The sequence below is a fragment of the Microbacterium helvum genome (assembly GCF_014779795.1).
GTDB classification, from domain to species: domain Bacteria; phylum Actinomycetota; class Actinomycetes; order Actinomycetales; family Microbacteriaceae; genus Microbacterium; species Microbacterium helvum.
This window is the reverse complement of sequence record NZ_JACXZS010000001.1, coordinates 448078-473761: the sequence shown is the minus strand read 5'-3', so window position 1 is coordinate 473761 and position 25684 is coordinate 448078. Positions and strand designations below refer to the sequence as shown.

25 protein-coding genes are annotated in these 25684 nt (G+C 69.9%); 15 read left to right on the top strand and 10 right to left on the bottom strand.

Going from position 1 to position 25684, the window contains the following annotated elements; all coding sequences use genetic code 11:
- Window positions 1-51 precede the first annotated feature (51 nt).
- Entirely contained in the window at window positions 52-534 is a 483-nt protein-coding gene (locus tag IF188_RS02145) for a MarR family winged helix-turn-helix transcriptional regulator (protein ID WP_191170114.1), read from the top strand.
- A 79-nt stretch (window positions 535-613) separates the two neighbouring features.
- Here IF188_RS02145 and IF188_RS02140 read toward each other — a convergent pair whose 3' ends face one another.
- A complete protein-coding gene (locus IF188_RS02140; protein WP_224751284.1) occupies window positions 614-997 on the bottom strand; it encodes a SpoIIAA family protein in 384 nt (127 codons plus the stop codon).
- A gap of 201 nt (window positions 998-1198) precedes the next feature.
- Here IF188_RS02140 and IF188_RS02135 point away from each other — a divergent pair, with 201 nt between their 5' ends.
- The 4 genes from IF188_RS02135 to IF188_RS02120 all read left to right on the top strand — a co-directional run bounded on the left by IF188_RS02135 (window position 1199) and on the right by IF188_RS02120 (window position 6071).
- Complete coding sequence (locus IF188_RS02135) at window positions 1199-2383, top strand: FAD-binding domain (RefSeq protein WP_191170112.1); 1185 nt, start codon at window positions 1199-1201, stop codon at window positions 2381-2383.
- A gap of 429 nt (window positions 2384-2812) precedes the next feature.
- Window positions 2813-3256: a GNAT family N-acetyltransferase gene (locus IF188_RS02130; RefSeq protein ID WP_191170111.1), complete on the top strand. Its 444-nt coding sequence runs from the start codon at window positions 2813-2815 to the stop codon at window positions 3254-3256.
- A gap of 146 nt (window positions 3257-3402) precedes the next feature.
- The gene (glsA, locus tag IF188_RS02125) at window positions 3403-4422 is read left to right on the top strand and encodes a glutaminase A (protein WP_396652721.1); all 1020 of its coding nucleotides are present in this window, start codon (window positions 3403-3405) and stop codon (window positions 4420-4422) included.
- Complete coding sequence (locus IF188_RS02120; RefSeq protein WP_224751283.1) at window positions 4419-6071, top strand: MFS transporter; 1653 nt, start codon at window positions 4419-4421, stop codon at window positions 6069-6071. Before glsA ends, IF188_RS02120 begins: the two co-directional genes overlap by 4 nt.
- Before the next feature lie 82 nt (window positions 6072-6153).
- On the opposite strand, the gene IF188_RS02115 is transcribed toward IF188_RS02120, so the two are convergent.
- Window positions 6154-7494 (bottom strand): MFS transporter, encoded by a 1341-nt coding sequence (locus IF188_RS02115; RefSeq protein WP_191170110.1) that lies wholly within the window; start codon window positions 7492-7494, stop codon window positions 6154-6156.
- Between the two features lie 99 nt (window positions 7495-7593).
- Between IF188_RS02115 and IF188_RS02110 the strand changes: the two genes are divergently transcribed.
- Window positions 7594-8433: a LysR substrate-binding domain-containing protein gene (locus IF188_RS02110; protein WP_191170109.1), complete on the top strand. Its 840-nt coding sequence runs from the start codon at window positions 7594-7596 to the stop codon at window positions 8431-8433.
- A 34-nt stretch (window positions 8434-8467) separates the two neighbouring features.
- On the opposite strand, the gene IF188_RS02105 is transcribed toward IF188_RS02110, so the two are convergent.
- Together IF188_RS02105 and IF188_RS02100 are read right to left on the bottom strand one after the other, a co-directional pair.
- Window positions 8468-10198 carry a SulP family inorganic anion transporter gene (locus IF188_RS02105; RefSeq protein ID WP_191170108.1) on the bottom strand — a complete coding sequence of 577 codons (1731 nt, stop codon included), beginning with the start codon at window positions 10196-10198 and terminating at the stop codon, window positions 8468-8470.
- 46 nt (window positions 10199-10244) lie between these two features.
- Window positions 10245-10685 carry a hypothetical protein gene (locus IF188_RS02100; protein ID WP_191170107.1) on the bottom strand — a complete coding sequence of 147 codons (441 nt, stop codon included), beginning with the start codon at window positions 10683-10685 and terminating at the stop codon, window positions 10245-10247.
- A 187-nt stretch (window positions 10686-10872) separates the two neighbouring features.
- Between IF188_RS02100 and IF188_RS02095 the strand changes: the two genes are divergently transcribed.
- Window positions 10873-11580 (top strand): class I SAM-dependent methyltransferase, encoded by a 708-nt coding sequence (locus IF188_RS02095; protein WP_191170106.1) that lies wholly within the window; start codon window positions 10873-10875, stop codon window positions 11578-11580.
- Here the strand turns inward: IF188_RS02095 and IF188_RS02090 are convergent.
- The 4 genes from IF188_RS02090 to IF188_RS02075 form a co-directional block, all read right to left on the bottom strand.
- Entirely contained in the window at window positions 11529-13763 is a 2235-nt protein-coding gene (locus tag IF188_RS02090) for a LuxR family transcriptional regulator (protein WP_191170105.1), read from the bottom strand. The genes IF188_RS02095 and IF188_RS02090 overlap by 52 nt on opposite strands.
- 128 nt (window positions 13764-13891) lie before the next feature.
- A complete protein-coding gene (locus IF188_RS02085) occupies window positions 13892-14119 on the bottom strand; it encodes an RNA-binding S4 domain-containing protein (RefSeq protein WP_191170104.1) in 228 nt (75 codons plus the stop codon).
- A gap of 173 nt (window positions 14120-14292) precedes the next feature.
- The gene (locus tag IF188_RS02080; protein ID WP_191170103.1) at window positions 14293-14949 is read right to left on the bottom strand and encodes a pyridoxine/pyridoxamine 5'-phosphate oxidase; all 657 of its coding nucleotides are present in this window, start codon (window positions 14947-14949) and stop codon (window positions 14293-14295) included.
- A gap of 80 nt (window positions 14950-15029) precedes the next feature.
- Complete coding sequence (locus tag IF188_RS02075; protein WP_191170102.1) at window positions 15030-15935, bottom strand: SDR family oxidoreductase; 906 nt, start codon at window positions 15933-15935, stop codon at window positions 15030-15032.
- Window positions 15936-15989: 54 nt separating this feature from the next.
- Here IF188_RS02075 and IF188_RS02070 point away from each other — a divergent pair, with 54 nt between their 5' ends.
- From IF188_RS02070 to IF188_RS02045, 7 genes are all read left to right on the top strand, one after another.
- Window positions 15990-16589 (top strand): TetR family transcriptional regulator, encoded by a 600-nt coding sequence (locus IF188_RS02070; RefSeq protein ID WP_224751282.1) that lies wholly within the window; start codon window positions 15990-15992, stop codon window positions 16587-16589.
- A gap of 109 nt (window positions 16590-16698) precedes the next feature.
- On the top strand, window positions 16699-18039 hold the full coding sequence (locus tag IF188_RS02065; protein ID WP_318152720.1) for a D-alanyl-D-alanine carboxypeptidase family protein: 1341 nt from the start codon (window positions 16699-16701) through the stop codon (window positions 18037-18039).
- Window positions 18036-19172 carry a 3-oxoacyl-[acyl-carrier-protein] synthase III C-terminal domain-containing protein gene (locus tag IF188_RS20460; protein WP_318152719.1) on the top strand — a complete coding sequence of 379 codons (1137 nt, stop codon included), beginning with the start codon at window positions 18036-18038 and terminating at the stop codon, window positions 19170-19172. Before IF188_RS02065 ends, IF188_RS20460 begins: the two co-directional genes overlap by 4 nt.
- Window positions 19173-19184: 12 nt before the next feature.
- Entirely contained in the window at window positions 19185-19853 is a 669-nt protein-coding gene (locus tag IF188_RS20455) for an iron-containing redox enzyme family protein (RefSeq protein WP_318152717.1), read from the top strand.
- Between the two features lie 22 nt (window positions 19854-19875).
- Window positions 19876-20727 carry a DUF6999 family protein gene (locus IF188_RS02055; RefSeq protein WP_191170101.1) on the top strand — a complete coding sequence of 284 codons (852 nt, stop codon included), beginning with the start codon at window positions 19876-19878 and terminating at the stop codon, window positions 20725-20727.
- A 62-nt stretch (window positions 20728-20789) separates the two neighbouring features.
- Window positions 20790-21137 (top strand): UBP-type zinc finger domain-containing protein, encoded by a 348-nt coding sequence (locus IF188_RS02050; protein ID WP_191170100.1) that lies wholly within the window; start codon window positions 20790-20792, stop codon window positions 21135-21137.
- Between the two features lie 22 nt (window positions 21138-21159).
- Complete coding sequence (locus IF188_RS02045; RefSeq protein WP_191170099.1) at window positions 21160-22797, top strand: FAD-dependent oxidoreductase; 1638 nt, start codon at window positions 21160-21162, stop codon at window positions 22795-22797.
- Here the strand turns inward: IF188_RS02045 and IF188_RS02040 are convergent.
- Entirely contained in the window at window positions 22794-23558 is a 765-nt protein-coding gene (locus tag IF188_RS02040) for an MBL fold metallo-hydrolase (RefSeq protein ID WP_191170098.1), read from the bottom strand. The two genes, IF188_RS02045 and IF188_RS02040, sit on opposite strands and share 4 nt — an antisense overlap.
- Before the next feature lie 159 nt (window positions 23559-23717).
- Between IF188_RS02040 and IF188_RS02035 the strand changes: the two genes are divergently transcribed.
- A complete protein-coding gene (locus tag IF188_RS02035) occupies window positions 23718-24698 on the top strand; it encodes an aldo/keto reductase (RefSeq protein ID WP_191170097.1) in 981 nt (326 codons plus the stop codon).
- A 36-nt stretch (window positions 24699-24734) separates the two neighbouring features.
- On the opposite strand, the gene IF188_RS02030 is transcribed toward IF188_RS02035, so the two are convergent.
- Window positions 24735-25634 carry a helix-turn-helix transcriptional regulator gene (locus IF188_RS02030; RefSeq protein ID WP_191170096.1) on the bottom strand — a complete coding sequence of 300 codons (900 nt, stop codon included), beginning with the start codon at window positions 25632-25634 and terminating at the stop codon, window positions 24735-24737.
- Window positions 25635-25684: the final 50 nt, after the last annotated feature.

The window sequence follows — 25684 nt, the reverse complement described above, 5'->3', positions numbered from 1 at the left end:
CGGATGGCAAGGCTGTGGATGTATCGTGCCTGACGTGCGAATGGCCGATCGATGAATGACTCATCACGCGCTTCGGCGCAGTCGGGCGACGGCGCCGAAGCTCTGATCCTCGCGTCACGCGCTCTCCTCGGAGTCATCGCGAAGAGCCTGGCCGACACATTGCACGACGTGACTCTTCCCCAATTCCGTGTCTTGATACTTCTCTCAGCGTCGGGACCGATGCGGATGGGTTCCGTTGCCGCCCGAATGGGGGCTCACCCCTCGACCTTCAGCCGAACCGTGGATCGACTCGTCGCCGCCGGATGGGTGGAACGAGAGATCAACCAAGACAGTCGTCGCGAGACTCTGCTCCGCTTGACGCCATCTGCCCGCGCGTTGGTGGACGGCGTCACTGCACGTCGCGCCGCGGAGATCTCACGGATCCTCCAGAACCTGACCTCCGAAGAGCGACTCCAAGTCCAGAAGGCCATGGAGGTGTTCGCGTCCGCCGCCGGGGAACCGAGTCCGGCCGACCTGCTCGTCCTCGGCCTATGACTGCCTGCACGGCGCAATATCGCCATCGTCATCTCAGCACCGAGCGACGACGGTCCGCCCACTGGGTGCCACCGCTCGTTCAGTCGGACGACGCAGATCCCTGTCCGGTCGCGATGCCCGCCGCCCAGTCCACGGCGTCCGACTGCTTGGCCAGGGGGAAGATCCTGAGTTCCCCGGGGAACAGGAACGCCAGCAGATGGATCGTCTCGGCGAGCCCGGAATGGTCGGTCACCAAGGCGACGCGACCCCACATGTCGTGCGGCATCTGCTCGAGGATCACATCCTGCCACATGGCACCGACGGTGTACCGGTCGAAGTCGTCACCGAGCACGTAGACCAGGTTGACCTTCCGGTGCTGGGCGAGCGCCGCCCTTAAGGCGGGATCGAGCGCTGTCCGGTAGTCCTCGGCCGACACGACGCCGGACGCGTGGAAACCCAGCGTGCCGGAAGGCAGGTCAGTCATCGCTGTGATCGTCATTGCCCCATCGTGCCACCGGGACCTCCCAGATCCGGCACTTCTGCCGGATCGTGCCGGCTCGGCGCGGGCGCGGGGTTCACGATATAGGCGTGATCCGGGATCACGCCTATACTCTCGCCGCCAAGGCAGCGGGGCGACATAGTAATGAGACCAACAGTTCGACCACTGATCTGAAGGAAGGTCGACATGAAGGTGCTCATCGTCGGCGCGGGGATCGCTGGACCCACGCTCGCCTATTGGCTGCGACGGACGGGGCACGAGCCCACAATCGTCGAACACGCTCCAGGGCTGCGGCGAGGGGGGTACGCGGTCGACTTCTGGGGCTCCGGGTTCCAAGTCGCGGATCGTATGGGGCTTGCGCCGCGGCTCCGTCAGGAGGGCTATCGCTTCCGAGAGGCGCGTGAGGTATCCGACAGCGGCCGACGTATCGCTCACTTCGATCCTCTCCGCGTCATCGACGGCTACGGCGGCGGGTACGTCACGATCCTGCGATCTGATCTGGCTGCTGCAATCTGGGACGCTCTCGACGGTGACGTGGAGACGATCTTCGATGACACGGTGCAATCGCTCCACGATGACGGCGACCGGGTGCAGGTCGAGTTCCGCGGTGGTGCGCGGCGCGAGTTCGATCTCGTGGTCGGGGCGGATGGCCTGCATTCCCGGGTGCGGACGCTGGTGTTCGGGCCGGAGCCGGAGTTCGAACGCGACCTCGGCATCACCGTCGCCGCGTTCGACCTGGAGGGATACCGTCCGCGCGACGAGCTCATCGCGGTCACCCATACCGTCGTGGGCGCCCTGACTCTCCGGATCGGGCTGCGCGACGACTCGACGATGATCTGCTTCATGTTCCGCCACGACGGCGACACGCCGCCGCAAGGCGACACAGCCGCGCAGCAACAGTTGCTCCGCGAACGGCTGCGGGACGTCGGCTGGGAGGTGCCGGCGATCCTTGATCAGATGCCGCACGCGCGCACGTTCTATATGGACCGTGCGAGCCAGATCCTCCTGCCGTCATGGTCGCGTGGCCGCGTCGCGCTGATCGGCGACGCCGGTGCGGCCCCGTCACTGCTGGCCGGGCAGGGCTCCGCGCTTGCGATGGTTGAGGCGTACGTCCTCGCCTGCGCGCTGCACGAAGCCGCCGGCGACCACCGCTCCGCATTCGCCGCCTATCGCCGTGAGCTGCACGGAATCGTGCGTGCGAAACAGGAGGCCGCAATCCGCATGAAGTCTGCGTTCGCCCCGCGAAACCGAGCCCAGGTGCTGCTGCGTGACGTCGTGATCGGCCTCATGGGAATCCCGTTGGTCGCGAACCTTGCGATCGGACAGAGCCTGCGCGACCCGATCGTGCTCCCGCCGTCGCCTGCAGCGTGATAGCTGGATGGCTGGCCGGAGCCGGCTCCGCGGCGATGCTCGACCGGGCGCATGGCGCCACGCTCGCCCCACCCAGCCGTGAACAGACGTGTCAACAACGGAAGAGATCTCTTGCACATGATTGCGGGTCCTGACCCCTCGGCTCTCGCGTGATTGCCCGGGAACGCGGGTATTGAGATCGAACGAAGGGTGCGAAGAATCTGCGAACAACCGAATCCGAATCCCCGCGAACTCCACCAAACGCTCCCCGACTTAGTCCCGAACCTCCACAAACCAAGGCAAACAGCCTCAGACGCTGTCGATGTGATGTCGATGTGATGTCGATCGTGCAGGCCCAGACCGGGTTCTAATCCCTCCGTCTCCGCCAAGAAACCCCCGGTCATCCGAGGGTTTTCTCGTCCGCGTACGAAGGAGAGCCGGACCGTGCGGATGCGCAGACTTACCGCGGAAGAAGTCGGGGTTCACGCCCCGCATCTGCTCGACCTCCAGCACAAGGCCTACGCCGTCGAGGCGGAGCTGATCGGTGACGACCGTATTCCGCCGCTCCATGAGACGGAGTCGGACCTGCTCTCGGCTGGCCTGGAATGGATCGCCTCTTTCGACGACGACCAGCAGATCGCGGGGGCGGCCGGATATGCGATCGAGCACGATGTCGTCGACCTCGACCGCCTCATGATCAGTCCCAGCCACCACCGACAAGGTCTTGGCACCGCCCTCGTGACCGAGGTCATGGAGCTCGCACCCGTGACGGAGGTGGCCACCGGACGCGACAACGCTCCCGCTCGCGCGCTGTACGAGTCGCTGGGATTCCTGCACCAATCCGACTTCGAGCCGGTTCCCGGCCTCTGGGTCAGTCGCTACCGTCGAGCTTGAGCGAGCGGATCTCGCCGCGGAGACGCCCGCGTCGGGACGTCGACTCCTCGCCCGACGGTCCTCTGGCAGACGCACGCTGAGGCAGACGCCCCGCCGCTGCCGGTGCCGATAGGGTGCGAGAGCGCGCCGAAATCCGAGGGGGCTCCGTGTTCGAAGCAGATGTGCTCGACGTCGCACAGCAATCGTCGAACGGGGCGCTGCCCCCGGGTATGCGAGTGGACGAGCTGGTGCACGCCGCCCACGTGCGCTACGCGGCGGCCGACGACGGCACGGTCGCGGACTACATCCCGGCGCTGGCGCAGGCCGACCCCGACTGGTTCGGGCTCAGCCTCGTGGGGGTCGACGGCGGCGTCCATGAGGCCGGGGACGCCGGCATCCGATTCACCATCCAGTCCATCTCGAAGGCGTTCGTGTTCGCGCTCGCGTGCGAGGCGATCGGCCACGAGCGCGTGCACGAGCGCGTCGGCGTCAACAACACGGGCCTCGCGTTCAACTCGGTGATCGCGGTCGAGCTCAACGCCGGCAGCCCCATGAACCCGATGGTCAACGCCGGCGCGATCGCGACGACGGCGCTGCTGCCCACATCGGACGCCGAGGAGCGGTGGGCCGTCGTGCGCGACGGCTTGTCGCGCTTCGCCGGGCGTCCGCTCGATCTCGACGAAGAGGTGTATCGCTCCGAGACCGAGACGAACCACCGCAACCGCGCGATCGCGCAGCTGCTGCACAGCTACGGCCGTCTCGCCGCCGACGCCGACGAGGCCGTCGACGTGTACACGCGGCAGTGCTCCCTCGCCGTCGACGCCCACGACCTCGCCGTCATGGGGGCGACACTCGCCGACGGCGGCGTGAACCCGGTCACCGGGGAGCAGGTCGTCTCGGCCGAGGTCTGTCGCGACACGCTGTCGGTGCTCGCCTCGTGCGGTCTCTACGAGCGTTCGGGGGAGTGGCTGTTCGAGATCGGGCTGCCGGCGAAGTCGGGCGTCTCGGGCGGCATCGTCGCGGTCGCTCCCGGCAAGGGCGCCGTGGGCGCCTTCTCGCCCCGCCTCGATGCGGCGGGCAACAGCGTCCGCGGCCAGCGCGCATGCGCCTACCTGTCGCGCGCGCTCGGCCTCAATCTCTTCGCCTCCGCACGGTGGGCGTCCGATCTGGATGGAGTCGCGTCATGACGATGGACGAGCGGATGCCGCAGGCCGATGCCGAGCGGCGGTCCTGGGTCCCGATGGTCGGGCTGTTCCTGGCCCAGGTGCTGATGTCGTTCAACGTGGCTGCGCTGCCGATCTCGCTGGGCGGCTTCGTCGAGGACTTCGGGGTGCCGCCGACGGTGGCGAGCACGACGATCGTGGTCTACGGTCTCGCGGTGGCGGCGCTGGTGATGACGGGCGCGAAGCTCGGTCAGCGGGTCGGCTGGGTGCGCATCTTCCGGGTCGTGATCGTGGTGTTCGGCGCGTCGTCGCTCATGATGATCCTCGCGCAGTCGATGGCGTGGGCGATCGCCGGGCAGGTGCTCGCGGGCGCGGCGGCGGCGATCATCGTGCCCTCGCTGGTCGCGCTCATCGCCGAGAACTACCGGGGCGCGCAGCAGGCGACCGCCGTCGGCTCGCTGGGGTCGGCGCGCGCCTTCTCGGGCGTGAGCGCGTTCCTCATCGGCGGAACGCTGGGCACGCTCGTCGGCTGGCGGCCGGTGTTCGGCATCACGCTGGGGCTGGCGGTGGTCGTCCTCATCCTGAGCTTCCGGCTGCGCTCGGATCGCGGCAACCCGGCGGTCAAGATCGATCTCGTCGCGTCGGTGCTGATCGGCGTGGCGATCGTGCTGCTCACCGTCGGCTTCAACAACCTGAACGCGTGGGGCATCCTCGAGGCGCGCGAGGGCGCCCCGTTCTCGGTGGTGGGCATGTCGCCCGCGCCGATCCTGGTGGTGTTCGGCATCGTGTTCGGGCAGCTGTTCTTCGTGTGGACGCGGCGCCGAATGCGGCGCGGACTGCAGCCGCTGGTCGATCTGTCGGTGCTGGGTCATGGCCGTGAGCGCGCGGCGGTGTACGCCATGTTCATCATCGTGGCGATGGAGGCGGCGGTGAACTTCACCGTGCCGACCTACATCCAGGTGGTGCAGGGCCGCACACCGTTCGACACGTCCTTGGCGATGATGCCGTTCAACCTCACGGTGTTCGTCACCGCGACGCTCATCGTGCGGTTCTACCGTCGCTACTCGCCGCGCACGATCGGCCTGTTCTCGTTCGGGCTGACGACGCTGGCGCTGGTGTGGCTGTCGGTCGTGGTGACCAACAACTGGGAGACGCTGCCGACCATCCTCGGGCTCATCGTGTTCGGCATCGGCCAGGGTGCGCTGGTGACGCTGGTGTTCAACGTGCTGGTGACCTCGGCGCCCAAGACGCTGGCGGGCGACGTCGGGTCGATCCGCGGCACGACGCAGAACCTCGCCTCGGCCGTGGGCACCGCTGTGATGGGCGCCGTGCTGGTCACGACGCTGAGCATCGGGATCGGCAACGCCGTCGCCGATCACCCCGAGCTTCCTCCCGAGCTGGTCGCGCAGGTCGACCTCGACCAGGTCAACTTCGTGAGCAACGACGACCTGCGTGCCGTGCTGGAGCGCACCGACGCCGACCAGGCGCAGATCGACGCCGCCGTGGCGCTCAACGAAGAGGAGCGCCTGCGCACGCTCAAGCTCGGGTTCCTCATCCTCGCCGGCATCAGCCTGATCGCCGCCATCCCGGCCTCGCGTCTGCCGCGCTATCGCCCGGGCGAGATCCCCGTCGACCCCGAGACGGTGGACGACCCCGACCGCGCCCGGGTGTGAACCGGATGGATGCCGTCACGCCGGGGCGGCGTCGACCGCCGAGCGCGATCGGGCCGATCGCGACCGGGACGGTCGCGACCGGCTAGGCGAGCTGGACGATCCGCACGCGTCTCGAACGCACGACGAGCCGGAGCCGCCTCGATCGCGCGAGCACGACGCAGGCGACGGCTCCGGCGATCAGAGGGGCGCCGCCCGCCACCACGAACGCCGTCGTCACTCCCGCCGATTCGGCGATCGAGCCGATGATGATGCCGCCGAGCGCCTGACCGCCCGTCACCGTCATCAGGTAGAACGACATCACGCGACCGCGGATCGCCAGATTCGTCGAGAGCTGGGTCAGCGACTCCGCCGCGGTGGCGAAGGTGAGGCGTGTGATGCCGATGCCCACGACCGCGCCGAGGAACAGCCCGTAGCTCGGAGCGAGCCCGGCGAAGGCGGTGACCGCGCCGTACAGCATCGTCGCCAGCACGATCGTGCGAAGCCGCAGCACCCGTCGACGCGTCGACAGCACCGCGCCGATGAGCGCGCCCAGGGCGGCGAGCGAGCTGTACAGGCCGTAGCCCGTCGCGCCCGTGTCGTAGGTCTCGTCGGCAGAGGCTGTGAAGAGCACCGGCAGATTCATCCCGAACACGGCGACGACGGCCAGCATGAGAAGCGGCCAGAGGATCGTCGGCTTGCCGATCGCGTAGCGCAGCGCCTCACGGATCTGGCCTCTGCCGCGGGGTGCACCCGGGGCGCGGACGAGTTCGCCCGGGCGCATGAAGGCGAGCGCGAGGACCGCGATGAAGGATGCCGTCGCGTTGACCGCGATCGACCAGCCCGAGCCGACGACGACGATCAGCATGCCGCTCAGAGCCGGCCCGACCAGCCCGGAGAAGTGGAACACCGCCGCGTTGAGGCTGATCGCGTTGCGCAGGCGATGCGTGCCCACCATCTCGGAGACGAACGCGGAGCGGCTCGGGCCGTCGACCGCCATGGAGGTGCCGGTGATGAGGGCGACCGCCAGCACCTGCCAGAGCCGGCACTGCCCGGTGAGCACGAGCACGGCGAGCACGGCATTCGCGATCGTTCCGATCGATTGCGTGATCATCAGCGTCCTGCGCCGGGAGAAGCGGTCGGCGATGACGCCCGCCCACGGCCCGAGAAGGAGCGTCGGGGCGAACTGGAGCGCGACCACCAGGCCGACCATCGCGACGTCGCCCGTCAGCTCGAACACGAGCCAGTCGATCGCGATCCTCGCCATCCAGCCGCCGACGTTGGCGAGCAGCATCGACGAGACGTACAGCCGGTAGTTGTGCGCGCTCAGCGCGCTGAACGTCTCGCGCCACCCGCGCCGGCCATGCAGGACCGGGATCGGCGCCGTCGCCGTCTGCGTCATCAGATCGATGGACGAGGGTGGGACGGGGACGCGCGTGGTGCTCACCTCTTCGACGGTAGCCAGGGGCGACAGATTGCGAAGAGGAATCTCACCTATCAATGTCATTGCATTCTTCAATAGGCTGGTCCGAGTCAAGGAGGTCATGTGTTCGATCCGCAGCTGCTGCGCAGCTTCGTCGCCGTCGCCGACACACTGAGCTTCACGCGAGCCGCCGAGATCCTTCGCCTCAGCCAGCCGACAGTGAGCCAGCAGGTGCGCAAGCTCGAGACGGCGGCCGGCAGGCAGCTGCTGGTGCGCGACACCCGAAGGGTCGCGCTGACCGACAACGGGCAGGCGATGCTCGGCTTCGCGCGCAGCATCCTCTCCGCCCACGACGAGGCCGCCTCGTACTTCACCGGCTCGGCCATGCGCGGACGGATCCGCTTCGGGTCGGCCGACGATCTCGCGCTCACCCAGCTGCCGAAGATCCTGCGCAACTTCCGTCAGCTCTACCCCCAGATCAACCTCGAGCTCACGGTCGCGCAGAGCGGCTCATTGGCACGGCGCCTGCGCGCGGGGCAGCTCGACCTCGTCTACGTCAAGCAGGAATCCGGCGCGCCCGAGGGGCGCCTGGTCCGCCGAGAGCGGCACCTCTGGGTGGCACACCGCTCGTTCACCATGGACCCGGACGGACCCGTCCCGCTGATCGTCTATCAGCCGCCCAGCATCTCTCGCGCAGCGGCCATCGACGCGCTCGAGAGCGCCGGGCGCAGCTGGCGGATCACCTGCAACGTGCGCGAGGTGAACGGGGCGACCGCCGCCGCGCGGGCAGGGCTCGGCGTCGCGGTCTTCCCGCGGACGATGGTGCCCGAGACGCTCGATCTCGCCCCTGCGGCGTGGGGGCTGCCGCAGCTCAGCGAAGTCGACTTCGTGCTGCTCGACAACCCGCGCGCGGCCCGCGCGCCCATCGAGGCCCTCGTGAACGCGATCGTCACGAGCCGATGACGAGCGGGAGCGAAGGGGAGTCGGCCGCGACGCCCTAACCCGCCGGGTCGGTGTCATCGCGCCGGCTCGCGGCATCCCTCTGCCCCGCCTCGACGGCGCGGTGGATGTTGCCGTGAATATGGTCCTTGCCGAGGATGTCGATGACGCCCTCGCGGTCGAGGACGGTGCGGGGGCCGGGCTTCAGCCGGGTCAGGCGCAGCTGCACGCCCGCGTCGCGGGCGAGGGCCACGACGTCGGCCATCGACGCCGCGCCCTGAGAGTCGATGAAGTTGATGCCGCCGCAGTCCAGGACGATCCCGGTGAGACCCGGGTTCGCCTGGATCACCTCGCGAAGTCGATCCTCGAGTGCGTCCGCGGTCGCGAAGAACAGCCCGCCGTCGAACCGCACCACCGCGACATCCGCCACGATCTCGTCGTCCGGATGGTCTGCGACCTCGCGGAAGACCTGCGTGCCCCGCTCGCGCCCGAGGGCCGGCATCTCGGGATGCGTGGCGACCGCGACCAGCCACACCAGCGAGAGACCGATCCCGATGATCACGCCCGCGAGCACGCCGAACACCAGAGTGCCCAGCAGCGCGATGATCGCGATCCAGAAGTCGACCTTCTTGACCCGGAACAGTCGCCTCATCTCCGGAAGATCCATCATGCCGCTCACGACCGCCTCGATGATGAGTGCGCCGAGGACCGCCTTGGGCAGATCCGAGAACAGCGGTGCCAGGACGAGCAGCGTGAGCAGGACCGTGACGCCGGAGGTCAGCGACGCGACCCCGGTCTTGGCGCCCGACCGGTCGTTGAGTGAGCTCGCCGACAGGCTGGTCGACACCGGCATCCCCTGGAACAGCCCCGAGCCGATGTTGGCCATCGACTGGGCGACGGACTCCTGGTTGATGTCGATCTGATAGCGGTGCTTGGCGGCGAACGTGCGCGCGTCGCCCGCGGTCTGCGAGAAGCCGATCATGACCAGCGCGACCGCAGCCAGAGCGACGGTGCCCGCATGTTCCCACATCAGCTCCATGTCGGGCACCTGCAGCGCGGGAAGGCCGCGGGGCACATCGCCGACCACCGCCACGCCCTTGGCGCTGAGATCGAGGAGCGCCGACGCCAGCAATCCGCCCACCACGAGCACCAGAGCGCCGGGGACCCGCGGCGCGACCACCCGAAGGCCGAAGACCACCACCAGCGAGACGGCCCCGACCAGCACCGTCGCCTGGTGCGTCGCTCCCAGCGTCCCGAACCACGACCACAGCTCCTGGAGCGGGTTCGCGCCTTCGGTCTCGGTCCCCGTGAGCTTGGGCAGCTCGCCGATCACGACATCGATCGCCGCGCCGAAGAGAAATCCCGTTACGACCGCGCGCGAGAGGAACTGTGCGATCCAGCCCATCCGGAAGACGGCGAGCAGGAGGAACAGGATGCCGGAGGCCAGGGTGATCCCGGCGACGAACGAGGCGACGTCCTGCTCGCCGATGATGGCCGCGGCGAGCACGGCGCTTGCGGCGACGGCCGCGAGCCCCGAGCTCGGACCCATCGAGATCTGCCGGCTCGTGCCGAAGATCGCGTAGAGGATCGCGCCGGCGGCGGCGGCGTACAGGCCGTTCTGCAGGGGTACACCGGCGATCCCCGCGTACCCCAGGTTCTTCGGCACGATGAGGGCGGCGACGGTGACCCCGGCGATCAGGTCGCCCCGCAGCCACCCGCGCCGGTAGGACCGGAGCTGGCCGATGATCGGGATCCGGCTCGGCCGGTGACCACCTGCAGTCGCCGTCATGGGCAAGTATTACCGCACACCCGGCCCGCGCGACAAGGTGGGCAGGCTATCCCTGCCCCGGTGCTCCGTACTGCGCCCCGTCGGGGAGCGGCGGACAACTGCCCGAAGCCGTGAGGGCCGCGATCTCGGCCCGCACGGCGACACCGTCGCGGTACGTCGCGAGGGTGTACACGACGCCCTCCTGAGCGTTCGGGGCGGGGATGTAGCCCACTATGGCCGAGTCGATCGTCGGATCGTCGAAGCTCCACGGCGTGGAGGTGATGAGATCGGCGGTCGGGTGGTCGCGCAGCCAGATGGCGGTGTCCGCGACGGTGATGTCGGGGACCGTCCAGTACGCCTCGATCTCTTCGATCGGACCGCAGGGCCATCCGGTGTACGACAGGTAGCTGCCGACGGGCTTCTCGGAGCGGACGGCACCGGGCGGCAGAGCGGCGGCATCCAGCCAGGCCTGCGCCTTCGCGTGCGCCGCCGCGGCTTCCGGGTCCACCGGCGTGGGGGAGGCCTCGGTCGGGGTCGGCTCGCTGAGTACGGCCGGCGAGGTGGCGCTCCCGTCTGCTGCGCTCCCTGCGGCTGTGGCAGTGGCACACCCGCTCAGCGTGACGGAGAGCAGCAGCGAACCTACGACCAGAGCTGAGCGGCATCGCATTCAGCCACCGTAGCGCTACGTTGACACGGTGGAGAGCGAGCACGTCGGAGTCAGGAGCGCCGAGGTGCGCGCCGCCTATGGTGCGCGTTCCGCTGAGTACATCGAGCTCTTCGGAACAGTGGATGCCGCAACCGCCGCCGACCGTCGGCTGATCCTCGACTGGGCTCGGGGTGTGGGCGGCCCGGTGCTCGACATCGGAAGCGGCCCGGGTCACTGGACGGACTTCCTCATGCGCAACGGCGTCGCTGCGGAGGGCATCGAGATGGTGCCGGAGTTCCTCGACCATGCCCGCACGCGTTTTCCCGACGTGTCGTTCCGGGCCGGGCGCCTGCCCGACCTCGACATTCCCGACGCCTCGGCCGCCGGCATCCTGTCGTGGTTCTCGCTCATCCATCTCACCCCCGACGAGATGCCGACCGCCCTCGCCGAGCTTGCCCGGGTGATCCGGCCTGGCGGCGGGCTACTGGTCGGGTTCTTCACCGGGGAGCGGCTCGAGGCGTTCCCCCATGCCGTGGTCACCGCGTACTACTGGCCGGTCGAAGAGCTCAGTCGCCTTCTGGTCGAGGCGGACTTCCGAGTGCTCGCCACGAGCTCGCGCGCCGACCCGGGCGTGCGGCTGCAGGCTGTGATCACGGCAGAGCGCACCCAGGGTGTCCGCCCGCAACCCGAGAACGCCGGTCGCGATCAACGCGCGGCGGCGATGCCGGAAGGCGCGCCCAGAAGCTCGAGCTCGTAGGCGCGCTCGACGACCTCCGAGCGCGTGGAGGCGCCGAGCTTGCGGAAGATCGAGGCCATCTGCGTGCTGATGGTGTTCGGCGAGACGTACAGGCGCTGTGCGATCTCCACACGGGTCAGGTGCGTCTGAAGGAAGGGCAGCACCCGCTGCTCGGCGCCGGTCAGTGCGATTGAGTGGGATCTCAGGTCGACGGTTCTGACGTGGGTCCGGATCAGCCTGCGCGCGTCGTCGACGCGGTCGTCCAAGGCCATGCGGTGCCGGCCCGGCGGGAGCATCTCTTCGATCTCGCTGAGCAGCAGCGCGGCGGCGTCGCCGTCGCCGATGCGGAGCTGTGCGCGCACGAGCAGCAGGCGTGTGGGAACGCCGAGGAGGGGCACGGACCTTCCGGCGCGATGGCGCCCAGACATCGCCGTCGCGAGATGGCGAAGTCCTGTCGTGCGTCGTCCCGCGGCCAGTTCGACGCACGCGGCGGCGGCGTGCGCGTACGCGGTCATGACGTAGCCGTCGATGTCGCCGGTGCGGATCGTCTGCAGGGCACGCTCGACATGCTCTTCCGCGGACTCCCACGCGCCGCGTTCGATGGCGAGGAGCGCGAGCTCGGATTCGCAGATCACGACCGTGGCCGGGTTGCCGTGCGCGTCGGCCATGTGGATGGCTTCGGTGAGCACCGTGACCGCGCGTTCCTCGTTGCCGGCATGCAACAGGGTGCTGCCGAGGATCTGGACGGCGGGGTCGCGCCACGGGCTGTCGAGCGGCTCGACCTCGACGGCGAACGCGGCATCCCCGAGTGCCGATTCGATGCCGTCCTCCATCATGATGGCGCGGATCATCGCCTTCGCCGACGAGACCGTGACACCGACCGCCTCGGCGTCGTCGTCCACCCGGCCGAGCAGCGTGCTCCACTTGCGGGCGTCGTCGTCGGTGCCGGCGAGCACGGCGAACCACGTGATGACGACGACCGCCGAAGGATTGCGGAGAAGGTTGGCGTCGCCGATCTCGCTGATCCATCGGCCGAGCGTCGCGCTCTGGCCCGCTTCGTACGCCGGCAGCGCGGCGGCGGTGACGAGTGCCGTCGCCGTGGGGAAGTCCTCGGCGGCGATCGCGTGGTCGATCGCGGCCGGCAGCTGGCCATGCTGTGCGAACCACCCCGATGCACGGCCGTGCAGCTCGCGCATCGACGCAGCACGCTCGTCCTGCAGCGCGCCCTGCAGGTACTCGCGGAACAGCGGATGCAGCCGGTACGTGCGGTGTTCGCGGTCAGCCGTGACGAAGAGCTGGCGGGCTTCGAGATCGCGGAGCACGCGCGAGGAGTCGGTGCGCTCGAGCACCGCGTCGCACAGATCCGGAATGTGCGTGGCCAGGATCGAGGTCTGGAGAAGGAACAGCCGTGTGTCCTCGGGAAGGTCGCGCACGCACTCCTGATACAGGTAGTCCGAAAGCAGGTCATCGCCGAACGGGGCGAACGGTCCGCGCTGGGACAGGAGCGCGCACATGTGGAGCCCGGCGGCCCAGCCGTCGCAGCGCTCCACCCACTCCCGGAGCGTCTCGGGCTCGACGTGGGCCCCGGCCTGCTCGGCGATCCTGACGGCCCCGTCGACATCGATCCGCAGGTCGGCGGCGCCGATCTCGGCTGCCGAGGTCGCCACCCTGCCGCGCGCGAGCCTCGTCGGGTGGCGGCGGCTTGCCAGCACGACCTGCGATCCGTCGGGCACGCCGGTGAGGACGACTTCCAGCACGTCCATGCACTCCGGGTGCTCCAGGACGTGCACGTCATCGATGAACAGCACGAACGACTGCTCGCACCGGGAGAGGGCGAGCGCAAGCGCGGGAGCCATGCGGCTCAGCACGCTGTCGTTGGTGGTCGCCATCCGGCTGAAGACGGAGTCCGCCGTCGACGCGAGTCGCTCGCATACGTGTGCGAGGAGGCGGATGAGGGAGGCAGGATCATCGTCCTCCACGCGGAGCGTGAGCCAGCCGGTGGCACGATCCTCGGTCTGCCACCACTCGGTCAGCAACGACGACTTGCCGTAGCCGGCCGGCGCCGTCACCGTGACGAGACGGGAGTCGCCTGTGCGCAGGGTGTCGATGAGACCGGTGCGACGGACGTACGCGGGGTTGAAGATCGGCGCAGTCGTCTTGCTCTCCAGGAGCAGAGCCCCCAGATCCTCACCCGCGAGCGTCATCCGCCCCCCGCCTCACACGTCGTCACGACCCCGCCCCGCACCGGGTCACATCACGAGCACGCCCGCGATGTGCGTCATCCTATCGACGGTGCACAGGTACTCGTTACCGTCGCGGCGATGTCGGGTGCTCAGGCGCAGACGCGGACGATGCGCCCCTCGTAGGCGACGATGTCGCCGAGTTGCAGCTGGCGGCCTCGTCGGCGGTCCACGTCGCCGTTCACCGTGACGTAACCGTCGATGATGGCCTCTTTCACGTCGCCGCCCGAGTCGAGGAGCCCGGCGAACTTGAGGAACTGTCCGAGCCGGATGCCCTCGCCGCCGATGGAGACGTCGTCGATCGCAGCCGGGTCGGTCATCCTCGAATGCTAGCCGCACGAGGTTGAAGCGGTGGAGATCCTGCATCTCGCCCATCGCTCCGATTGGGAACGGTGGATGCCGCACACGCCGCCGACCGGGTGCTCATCGCCTGCGCTGGAGTTCGCGCGGACCCCGGCGTGCGGCTGCAGGCGACCATCGTCGCGGAGCGTGTCTAGGCCCAGAGTTTCCCGTGCCGCCACCCGTCGTCGGTGCGGATGTACTGCAGTCGCACGTGGTTGCGGGTGGATTCGCCCTGCCAGAATTCGACGCTGATCGGACGGATGCGCCACAGCGCCCACCCCGGTGACACGCGTCCCGGATCAGCCTCGAGGGTCGCGAGGTTCTCGGCGATGAGGCGGTCGCGCTCGACCAGATCGGTGAGCGGAGCACTCTGCCTGCCGGCGAGGGCGATCGCCTTCGCGGCGGGATTGCGGGCGCGGAAGTCGGCGGCCGACTCCTCGGCGCTCGCGGCGGCGGCGACTCCGCGGATGCGCACGGAGCGCGCGAGCGGCGACCAGTAGAACGTCAGCGCCACGTTCGGATTCGCGTGCAGCTGCGCGCCCTTGGCCGACTCGCTTCCCGTGGCGATCTCGAAGGCGCCCTCGTCGGTCACGTCCTTCAGCACAAGCACGCGGGCGTCGGGGCGGCCGTCCGCGTCGACCGTCGACAGCGTGACCGCGTGAGGCTCCGGGATGCCCGCTGCGAGCGCCGCGTCGAGCCAGTCGCGGAACAGCGTCTGCGGGTCGTCGGGCGCGGCCGACGGGTCGAACGGGGGAGCCTCTCCGACGATGGATGCCTCGACCCGCAGTCGTTCGCGAAGAGTGCTCATCCGCCCAGTGTGTCAGCCGGAGCCGGCGCGGGCGCACGCGGGGCCGGCCCGGCCCGGAATCCCGGACCGGGCCGTCGGGTTCACGCGCTCAGCCGCTCCGGCACGTCGTAGCCGCCCTCGGCGATGTCGGCGAGGAGCGTCGGGTGCGTCGGCTGCCATCCCCACCGCTCGCGCGTGATCGTGCTGGTGGCGGTGAGGTCCGCGCCGAAGAACGGACCCACCCAGCCGAAGTGGTCGACCGCGTCTTCCGGGGCGATCGAGACCGTCGGCAGGCCGAGTCGTGCGCCGAGGGCTTCCGCGATGTCTCGCGCGCGCACCCCTTCCTGGGCGACGGCGTGCACCACACTGCCGCGGTCCGGTGACTCCAGCGCCAGACGGACGATGGGCGCAGCGTCGTCACGATGCACGGCCGCCCACCGCGTCGTGCCGTCGCCGACGTAGCCCGAGACGCCACGCGCGCGGGCGATCTCGGCAATGGTGCGCACGAATCCGTGGTCACCCGCGGTGCCGTGCACGCTCGGGGCGAAACGCAGGATCAATGGCTTGATGCCGCGCTCGGCGAGCGTCAGCACGTATGTCGCGTTGTCTCCACGCGGGTTCGGACCCACGACCCGGTCGTCCTCGGTCGCAGGTCGTCCTTCGGTGAGCCCGGCGACTCCCGAGGCGATGGCGAGGCTCTTGCCGCTGCCCTCCAGGGCCGACGCGAAGGTCTCGATGGCTTCGCGATCCACGCGCACCGAGGTGAGGAAGTCGCTGAAGTCGTGGATGAAGGCGAGATGCACGACGGCATCGGTCGCGGCCGCGGCATCCCTCAGCACGTCCAGGTCCGTGAGCGAGCCGCGCACGACGTCGGCGCCCAGCGCCGCGATCGCGGCCGCCGAGGCATCGGACCGGGCCAGGCCCGAGACGCTGTGTCCGGTCGAGAGGAGCTCCCGCGTGACCGCCGAGCCGATCCAGCCCGATGCGCCCGTGACGAAGTACCGCATGTTGTCCTCCTAGATGAGTGATGTCAGGAACTGACATCGTCGACAATAGCACTGATGTCAGTGACTGTCATCGACTACGATCGGAGCATGGCGAGATGGGAGCCCGATGCGGCCGGGCGATTGCGCAGGGCCGCCGTCGAGCTGTTCGCGGAACGCGGTGTCGAGTCGACGACCGTAGCGGCGATCGCCGAGCGGGCGGGCGTGACCGAGCGCACCTTCTTCCGCTACTTCACCGACAAGCGCGAGGTGCTGTTCAGCGACCAGGGCCAGTTCGCCTCGGGGTTCGTGATCGGTGTCGAGACTGCTCCCGCCGGGGCGTCGCCGCTGGATGCCGTCGCGGACGGCCTGCGGAAGGGCATCGGATTCTTCGCACCCGAGAACCGGCAGGGTGCGCGTGTGCGTGCCTCCGTCATCACGGCGAACCCCGGCCTGCAGGAGCGGGAGCTGCTCAAGATGGCGGGGGTCTCCGACGCCATGGCGGCGGCACTGCGCGCACGCGGCGTGACCGAACCGGCGGCCACCATCGCCGCCTGGGCGGGCATCGCCGTGCTCGGCGCGGCCTTCGCGGCCTGGCTCGACGAGGCCGAGACCCGTGAACTGCCGGAGCTCGTCGAGGAGGGGATCCGCGAGCTGCGCGCGCTCGGGTTGGCCTGATCGTGCGCCACCGGGCTCGCGGCGGATTCCGAGCAACGGCGGGCCTGGCGATAATGCATGATTAGAGCAGAATTTCGGACGGAGGCCAGCGATCGCGACGCACGACGAGGTGACCGATGAGTTCGCGGATCTCGCGGAGCTCATGCGCGAAGAGCAGGAGCTGACCGAGGGACTCACCGAGAGGGATCCGGAGGCCCGACGCAGACGCGGTCGACGCGGCCTGCTCATCACCGCGATCGTGCTGGTCGTCATCCTCGGCAGCGTCGGCGGCTATGTCGGCTGGGCGCTCACCGCACCGCTGAGTGCTCCGGCGATGACGTCGCAGGCACCGGCGGCTCCGGCATCCTCTCCCGCGCCGGTCGTCCTCCCCGCAGGCGCGGCCTCCGCGATCGCGATCTCGGGCGCCGACGCCTACCTCGGTCCGACGGCGAGCACCATGTGGGCGACGACGGGGACGAACGACCCGCGGCCCATGGCGAGCCTCAGCAAGCTGATCACCGCCCTCGTGATCCTCGACGCGAAGCCGCTCGCCGATGCGAACGACCCCGGTCCGACGATCACGTTCAGCAAGGCCGACCACGACCTCTACGACAAGTACTACGTCATGGGTGCGACGATCGCCGCGATGCCGATCGGCAGCTCGATGTCGGAGCGCGACGCGCTGGCGACGATGCTCATCCCGTCCGCGAGCAACTACGCCGAAGCGGTGTCGACATGGGCCTACGGGTCGCAGGGAGCGTTCGTCTCGGCGGCCCGACGCTGGCTCGCAGCCAACGGGCTGACGTCGACGACCCTCGTCGAGCCGACCGGCATGAGCGCGCGCAACACGAGCACGCCGACCGACCTCGTCGCTCTGGGGCGGCTGGCAGCGGCGAACCCCGTGATCGCGTCGATCGCGGCGACCCGCTCGCTGTCGCTGCCCGGCCCCGGCTCGATGGCCAACACGAACGACCTGCTCGGGGTGAACGGCATCACCGGACTGAAGACGGGCAACCTCGGCGAGGGCACCTACAACCTGCTGTACACGGCGACCATGGACGTCGGGATCGGGCAGCCGCTCGGCATCGTGGGCGTCGTGCTCGGCGAGACGACCCGCGCCGCCGTCGACAACGACGTGCGCGCGCTGCTCACGGGCATCGGCGAGGGGTTCCGCGACGTCCCGGTGGCCGAGCGCGACCAGCAGGTCGGCTCGCTCGCGACCCCGTGGGGCGCGACCGCGAAGCTGGCGATCGCCGACAACACGTCGATCCTCACGTGGTCCGACACCCCGATCACCGTCGACATGAAGACGACGACGCCGAAGACCTATGCCGACGGCGAGGTCGTCGGCAGCATCACGTGGACCGCGGGCCCGAACACGGTGTCGAGCGACGTCGTGCTGCAGGGCTCGATCGAGCAGCCCACCGAGTGGTGGCGGCTCACGCACCCCGGCGAACTCGGTGCACCGTGACGGCGAACGCCTATCTGACCGGGTTCGGCAGCTACCTTCCGGGCGACCCGGTCGACAACGACGGCATCGCCGCGCGCCTGGGCGGCGACGACGCGGTGACCGAGCGGATCCGCCGGCGCGTGCTCGACGCCAACGGCATCCGGCAGCGCCATTACGCGCTCGACGAGCACGGCGAGCCGACCGAGCTGAACGAGCAGCTTGCGGTGAAGGCGCTGCAGGCGGCGTTCGCGGACCGGGGCATCGGGGCGGCCGACATCCGCATGCTGGCGTGCGCGACCACGATGGGCGACGTGCTCGTGCCGGGCTTCGCGTCGATGGTGCACGGGCGCCTGGGTGGCGGACCCCAGCAGCTGCTGTCGGTCGCTGGCGTGTGCGCATCCAGTCTCTCGGCGCTCGACGCCGTCGTGAGCAAGGTGCGGCTCGGCGACCACCCCCGTGCCGCGGTCGTCGCTTCGGAGCTCGCCAGCCGCAGCCTGCGACAGCGCCGGTATGACGGCATCCGATCCGGGATGGACGCCCATTTCTTGAGATGGATGCTGTCGGACGGCGCCGGCGCCGTCGTCGTGGAGTTCCAGCCCCACCCCGACCGTCCGTCGCTGCGCGTGGACTGGGTGCGCCAGGTGTCGCTCGCACACGAGCACGAGGTGTGCATGCGTGCCGGCATGAGCGGCCACGAGGCGACGGTGGGCCGCACGTGGCAGGACGTCGGCATCGCCGAGGCCGAGGCGGCGGGCATGTTCCTGCTGCGGCAGGACGTGAGCATGCTCGATGACCTCGCCGGTGCGGGCATCGCGCAGTTCGAGGAGCTCGTGGACATCGGGCTCGTCGACGTCGGTCACCTCGACCACGTCGTGTGCCATTACAGCACCAACGCGTTCCGCGACGTCGCGTTCGACGCCCTGCGGCGCAGAGTGCCGACCCTCGACACCGACCGGTGGTTCTCGAACCTCGAGACGCGCGGCAACACGGGCTCGGCGAGCATCTTCATCGCGCTCGAAGAGGCCTGGCGCACGGGCCGGTTCGCAGTGGGCGACACCGTGCTGCTGGCCGTGCCCGAGTCGGGCCGCTTCTCGTTCGCCTTCGCCCACCTCACCGTGGTCGCCCCGCCCGGCCGGCCCGCGGCATCCACATGAAGGAGTGAGCACGTGACCGCCACCACCACCGACACCCTCGCCGAGCGCCTCGCCGAGGTGTGGGCCGAGTTGGAGCTGCACCTCGCGCGGGTGCCGATCCTGCAGCGGCTCGACGAGGGCACCGTCACGCTCGACGACTATTTGCGCCTGCTGTTCAACCTGCGCCAGCAGGTGGTCGACGGGTCGCTGTGGATCTCGCGGGCGGCCTCGAACTTCGACGTCGCCCACTTCGAGCTGCGCGCGGCGGCCATCAAGCACGCCGAAGAGGAGCACCGTGACTTCCTGATGCTCGAGCGGGACTACGTGGCCGTCGGCGGGTCGCTCGAAGAACTGCGTGCGGGGCGCAAGAACATCGGCTCCGAGGCGCTGTCGGGGTACATGTTCCACTACGCGGATCGGCCGAACCCGGTCGGGCTGCTGGGCGCGATGTTCATCATCGAGGGGCTCGGCGCGCAGCGCGCCGCCGGATGGGCGGTGCGCTTCCAGGAGGTGCTCGGCCTCGCGGACAGCCAGGTGCACTTCATGCGCTATCACGAGCAGGCCGACAGCGCGCACACGGGCGATCTCGACGCGATCCTCGCCTCGGGCATCATCGACGACGCGGCGGCCGACGACATCGTCCGCTGCGCGCAGGTCGTGGCGCGCCTCTACGCCCTGCAGCTCGAAGAGCTGGACCGCTGACGTGGCGGCGCCGCGGCGGTCGATGCCGGAGTACGTGAAGTCGGACCCGAGCATGTGGGAGGCGATCTACGCCGACCCGTCGGTGCCGCTCGACCGCGCGCTGGTGCGGCAGATCATCGACGACCAGCGGCGCCTGTCGCGGCGATGGCTGTACCCGATCGCGCGGGTGCTCTCACGCGTCCTCGTCGCGCTGATCTCGATCGTCAAGCGGGTGCTGCCGTTCCGCTGGATGCCGCTGGGGACCATGGACGCGCTGTGCGTGTGGTTCCTCCGCCGGTTCGTGTCGCCCGACGCCGTGGAGCTGCTGATCCGGCACTTCGTGGTCGAGACGAACCTCGTGAACTTCATCATCCGCAACACCCCGGTCGCGATGGCCCCGGTCACGCTGCGCCCCGAGACGCTCTCGGGGCTGGGCGACAATGCCGTCGTCGAGCACGACGTGAACGTCTACGACGTGCTCATCGCGCTCGACCGGGTGCCGCTGACGCGACCCGAGACGCTCGACTTCTCGCAGCTGGACGTGCCGCGCCTGGACGCGGAGCGCTGGCGCCGACGCTACCTGCGGCTCGACATCCAGACCGCGCTGTGCTTCATGAACATCCCGTTCTCGATGGCGCTGACCGTCGAGGAGTACCGCCGCGCGGTGCACTCGATCCGGTTCGACGACTCGTTCCTCGAGATCCTCGCCCTCGTCACCGGCGACGACACGTTCCGGCACTGGAAGCTCGCCGGCATGAGCCTCTGGATGGACTCCAACGTCGACGTGCCCCGCATGGTCTATCGCCATGCTCTCGTGTGCGAGTACGCCCACGCGCAGCTCGTCAAGCTCAAGGGCGGCGTCTATCCCCGCGAGACCGCCGCGCGGTTCGATTGAGGGGACCGTCACGATCCCGCATTCTGACCGGCGCGTCGCCGACGGGGGCTAGCATCGCGATCATGAGTCTGGACCGGATCGATCCCAGTGCGGCGCCGTCGGGGCAGGGCTGCGAGGAGTGCGAAGCGGTGGGCGGGTGGTGGGTGCATCTGCGCCGCTGCGCCGAATGCGGGCACATCGGCTGCTGCGACACCTCGCCGGCCCAGCACGCCACCGCCCACTTCCGCGGCACCGGCCACCGGTACATCCGCAGCTTCGAGCCGGGGGAGGAGTGGTTCTGGGACTACGTCGCCGAGGAGTACGTCGACGGTCCCGCGCTGGCGCCCCCGGACTCGCGTCCCGAGGCATGGCCGTCGCCCGGTCCAGAGGGCCGTGTGCCCGACGACTGGCGCCGGCTGATCCACCGGTGAGTGAACGCGGAGAGGGACGACGATGAAGCAGCCCGACATGCTCCGGCTGTCGAAGCCGCCGCTGACCGATGCGCAGTGGACGCGGCTGAAGACGTTCGGCGAGGAGCACGACGTCGCCGAGGGCGAGTACCTGTTCCGGGCGGGCGACCTCGACTACGACCTGATCCTGGTCGAGACAGGTGAGGTCCAGATCGTCCGCGACGCGCTGTCGTGGGTGGCCGAGACCGTGATCGGCACGATGGGTCCGCGCTCGTTCGTCGGCGAGCTCGGGCTGCTCAACGGCCAGGGCGCGTTCCTGTCGGCGCGCGCGTCCCAGGCGGGGCGCATGCTGCGGGTCAGTCGCGCGAACCTGCGACTGCTCATGGCCGAGGACGACGAGCTGTGCGACCTCGTCCTGCACGCGCTGTGGGCGCGCCGCGAGATGCTGCGCCGCGGACCGGCGGCGCTCACCCTCAAGCTCGTCGGCGCCCGCTCCTCGCGCGACTTCCTGTCGCTGCGGCGCTTCGCCGAGCGCCTCGACCTCGTCCACACCGCGATGGAGCTCGCGCCGGGCGGCCTCGACGTGCTCGCCGACCACGGCATCACCGCTGAGGACCTGCCGGTCGCATTCATCCAGGGTGAGCCGCTGCGGCGCGCGACACCCGGCATGGTCGCCGAACGGCTCGGCCTCAGCTATCAGGCGCATGCCGACGAGGTGGTCGACCTCGTCGTGGTCGGCGGGGGACCCGCTGGCCTCGCGGCCGCGATCTACGGAGCGTCCGAGGGGCTCAGCACGGTGCTGCTGGATGCCGTCGCGCCGGGCGGGCAGGCGGTTGCGACATCGCGCATCGAGAACTTCCTCGGCTTCCCGTTCGGCGTGAGCGGCGGCGACCTCATCGGGCAGGCCTCCCTCCAGGCCCTGAAGTTCGGGGTGCGGGTCTACGCGCCGTGCGAGGCGCGTGAACTGCGTTCGGCGGGCGACACGCTCGACATCACGCTCACCGACGGCCGTGTGATCCGAGCCCGCACCGCGATCGTCACCTCCGGCGCCGCGTACCGCACCTTGGACCTCGAACGCTGGAACGATTTCGAAGGCGCCGGCATCTTCTACGCCGCCACTCCGCTCGAGCTGCGCCAGGTGCACGAGTCGCCGGTGGTCGTCGTGGGCGGGGCGAACTCGGCAGGGCAGGCATCGCTCTTCCTGGCGGCGAACGGATGCCCCGTGCACCTCGTCGTCCGCGGCTCCGACCTCGGCACGCGCATGTCGTCGTACCTCGTCGATCGCCTGCTCGAGGACCGGCGCATCGAGGTGCACACGCAGTCGCGTGTCGTCGGACTCGACGGCGGTTCGACGCTCGAGCGCGTGAGCATCGACTCGTTCGGCGACGTCGCGGCGCGCGGACTGTTCTGCTTCATCGGCGCGGAGCCCGCCACCTCGTGGCTCGGCGAGCTGGACCGGGATGCCGACGGCTTCCTCCGCACCGGCACGGACGTGTCGCTGCAGTCGCTCGAACGCTGGCAGGGTCTCGGCCGTGAGCCGCTGCCGTTCGAGACCTCGGTGCCGCGCATCTTCGCCGCCGGCGACGTGCGGCGCGGGTCGATGAAGCGCGTCGCTGCCGCGGTGGGCGAGGGGTCCAGCGCGGTCGCGTCGGTGCACCGCGCGCTCGCCGACCTGCGCTAGGAGCCCGCGACCAGCCGCTTCAGGTGCTCGTACTCCTCGTCCATGCCCGGATGCGCCATCCGCGGGTCGGCCGGTACGCGCCCGGCGACGACGTCGTCGAGGTAGCGGCGGTCGGCGTCGAGGCGCGCGACGGCGTCGCCCCCTGGCGTGCCGTGCCCCGGGATCACGATGGCCGCTCGTGCGGCGTACGGGGCGAGCAGGTCGAGCGCCGCGACGTACGAGTCGAGATCGTCGGGCCAGAACGGGAGCGGCAACTCGAGATCGCTGAGCATGTCGCCGGCGATCAGCACCCGCTGGTCGGGCAGCCAGACCGCCGTGTGACCAGGGGCATGCCCGTCGTGCACGACGAGTTCGGGCGCGAACCCGGAGGGGACGGAGTCGGCGGGAATGACGGCATCCACTCCTTCGACACGGCCCATGAGGTCCGCAAGCGGGCGCGGGAACTCGGCGCCGAGGAACTCGAGCAGCGCAGCTCGCTCGTCACGGGCGAGCGCGGCCGTCGCCGCCGACGCCCACCGCGGCGCCGCGCCGAACCGCTCGTGCCACAGCAGATGGTCGTGGTGGGCGTGCGTCGCGAACCCGCCGACGACGTTCAGCGCGCGGGCGTCGAGGACGTCGGCGAGCCCCTCGAGTTCGCTCGGCAGCCAGGACGGGTCGATCAGCAGCGCCGCGCCGTCGCGGGCGAGCACCGTGGACGTCGTAGACATGATGGCGCTCGTCGCGACGGAGACGCCGTCCGCGACCTCGATCAGCTCACGCACCCGTTCATCCTGGCAGGTGCACGATGGGTGTTGTTCCTCGCGAAGAGATCGGGACAGGGTCTGGCGGTACCTGTCACGGCAGGCACTCCCGCGGGCGGTCCGAAAGGGATGGAATGGGGATGCCGCGGGGGAGCGACCCCGGCGGCGCGAGGAGGATCCATGCACACCAGGAGGCTCGGTCAGGGACTCGCGGTCTCGGCCGTCGGCATCGGCGCGATGGGCATGTCGATGAGTTACGGCCCCAATCCGGGGGATCGCGACGACATGATCGGCGTGCTGAGATACGCCGTCGAGCAGGGCATCAGCTTCATCGACACCGCCGAGGTGTACGGGCCGTATGACAACGAGGTGCTGGTGGGCGAGGCGATCGCCCCGATCCGCGATCAGGTCGTGGTGGCCACCAAGTTCGGCTGGAACATCGTCGACGGCAGGATGCAGGGGACCGATTCGCGGCCCGAGCAGATTCGCCGTGTCGCGGACGCGTCGCTGCAGCGGCTGGGAGTCGACGCGATCGATCTGTTCTACCAGCATCGCGTCGACCCCGACGTGCCGATCGAAGAGGTCGCCGGCGCCGTGGCGGAACTCGTCCGTGAGGGCAAGGTCAAGCATTTCGGGCTGTCGGAGGCCGGCGCTCAGACCATCCGCCGAGCGCACGCCGTGTACCCGGTGACGGCGGTGCAGAGCGAGTACTCGCTGTGGACCCGCGACCCCGAGGCCGAGGTGCTGCCCACGCTCGCCGAGCTCGGCATCGGGTTCGTGCCGTTCAGCCCGCTCGGCAAGGGGTTCCTCACCGGCACGGTCGCGGCCGACGCCACGTTCGGTGCGGGAGAGATCCGCGGGCGCGTGCCCCGCTTCCAGCCCGACAACCTGCGAGCCAACCAGGCGATCGTCGACGGCGTGCGCGCGGTGGCGCAGGTGCGGGGTGCGACTCCCGCACAGGTGGCGCTGGCCTGGCTGCTGTCGCGGCATCCCTTCATCGTCCCGATCCCGGGAACGCGTCGGCGCGAGCGCGTCGACGAGAACGCCGGATCGACCGCCGTCGCGCTGTCGGCCGACGACCTCGCGTCGCTCGACGCCCTCGGGGCGAACGTCGCAGGCAATCGCTACGACGATGCCGGCATGGCGATGGTGGGGCTGTGATCACCGGAGTGGATGCCGCACGCACGACGCTCGTCGTCATGCCCGAGTGATCGCCCCCGAGGCCTTCGCATCCGTCGCCGCGAACTCGGCGGCCTGGGTCGCCGCCCACGACGCGAGCAGCTTGAGCGCGTCGGACGACGGCGACCCCGCCGGCGCCGTGTACACGTTGAGCACGAGGCCGGGCTCGCTCGGCAGTTCCATCGACTCGTAGTTCAGCTCGAGGTCGCCCACGACCGGGTGATGGAGGCGCTTGACGCCGCTGCGGTGGAACTTCACGTCGCGGGACGCCCAGCGTTCGCGGAACAGCTCGCTCTGGGTGGACAGCTCGCCGATGAGCCGGATGAGCTCGGGGTCGTGCGGGTTGCGGCCGGCTTCGAGCCGGAGCATCGCTGCGGAGTCGTGCGTGATGCTGTCCCAGTCGCGCCAGAACTCGCGCGCGGCGGGGTTCAGATACGCGAAGCGGGTGGTGTTCACGGGCCGGCGGGGGTCATCGAACACGGGGGAGTACAGCGCGCGGGCGAGCAGATTCGCGGCGAGGATGTCGTGGCGGCCGTTGCGCACCCACGCGGGCGCCTCGGTGATCGCGTCGAGCACCTGCAGCACGGCGGGGCGGACCGTCGACGGCGCGCGGCGCTCGCCGCGGCGCACCGTCCCTGCCGCGCGGGCGAGGTCGAAGAGGTACTCACGCTCGGCCTCGTCGAGCTGCAGGGTCCGGGCGACAGCATCCAGCACTGCATCGGAGGCGCCCGACAGATTGCCGCGCTCGAGACGCACGTAGTAGTCGACCGACACCCCGGCGAGCATCGCGACCTCTTCGCGCCGCAGGCCCGCCACCCGGCGGTTGCCGCCGTACGCGGGAAGCCCCGCCTGCTCGGGGGTGATGCGCGCTCGCCGCGAGCTCAGGAACTCCTTCGCCTCGGCACGGATGTCGGTCATGCCTCCACGCTACGTCCGGGCCGGGCGCGGTGACAGGCACTGCCAGTGCT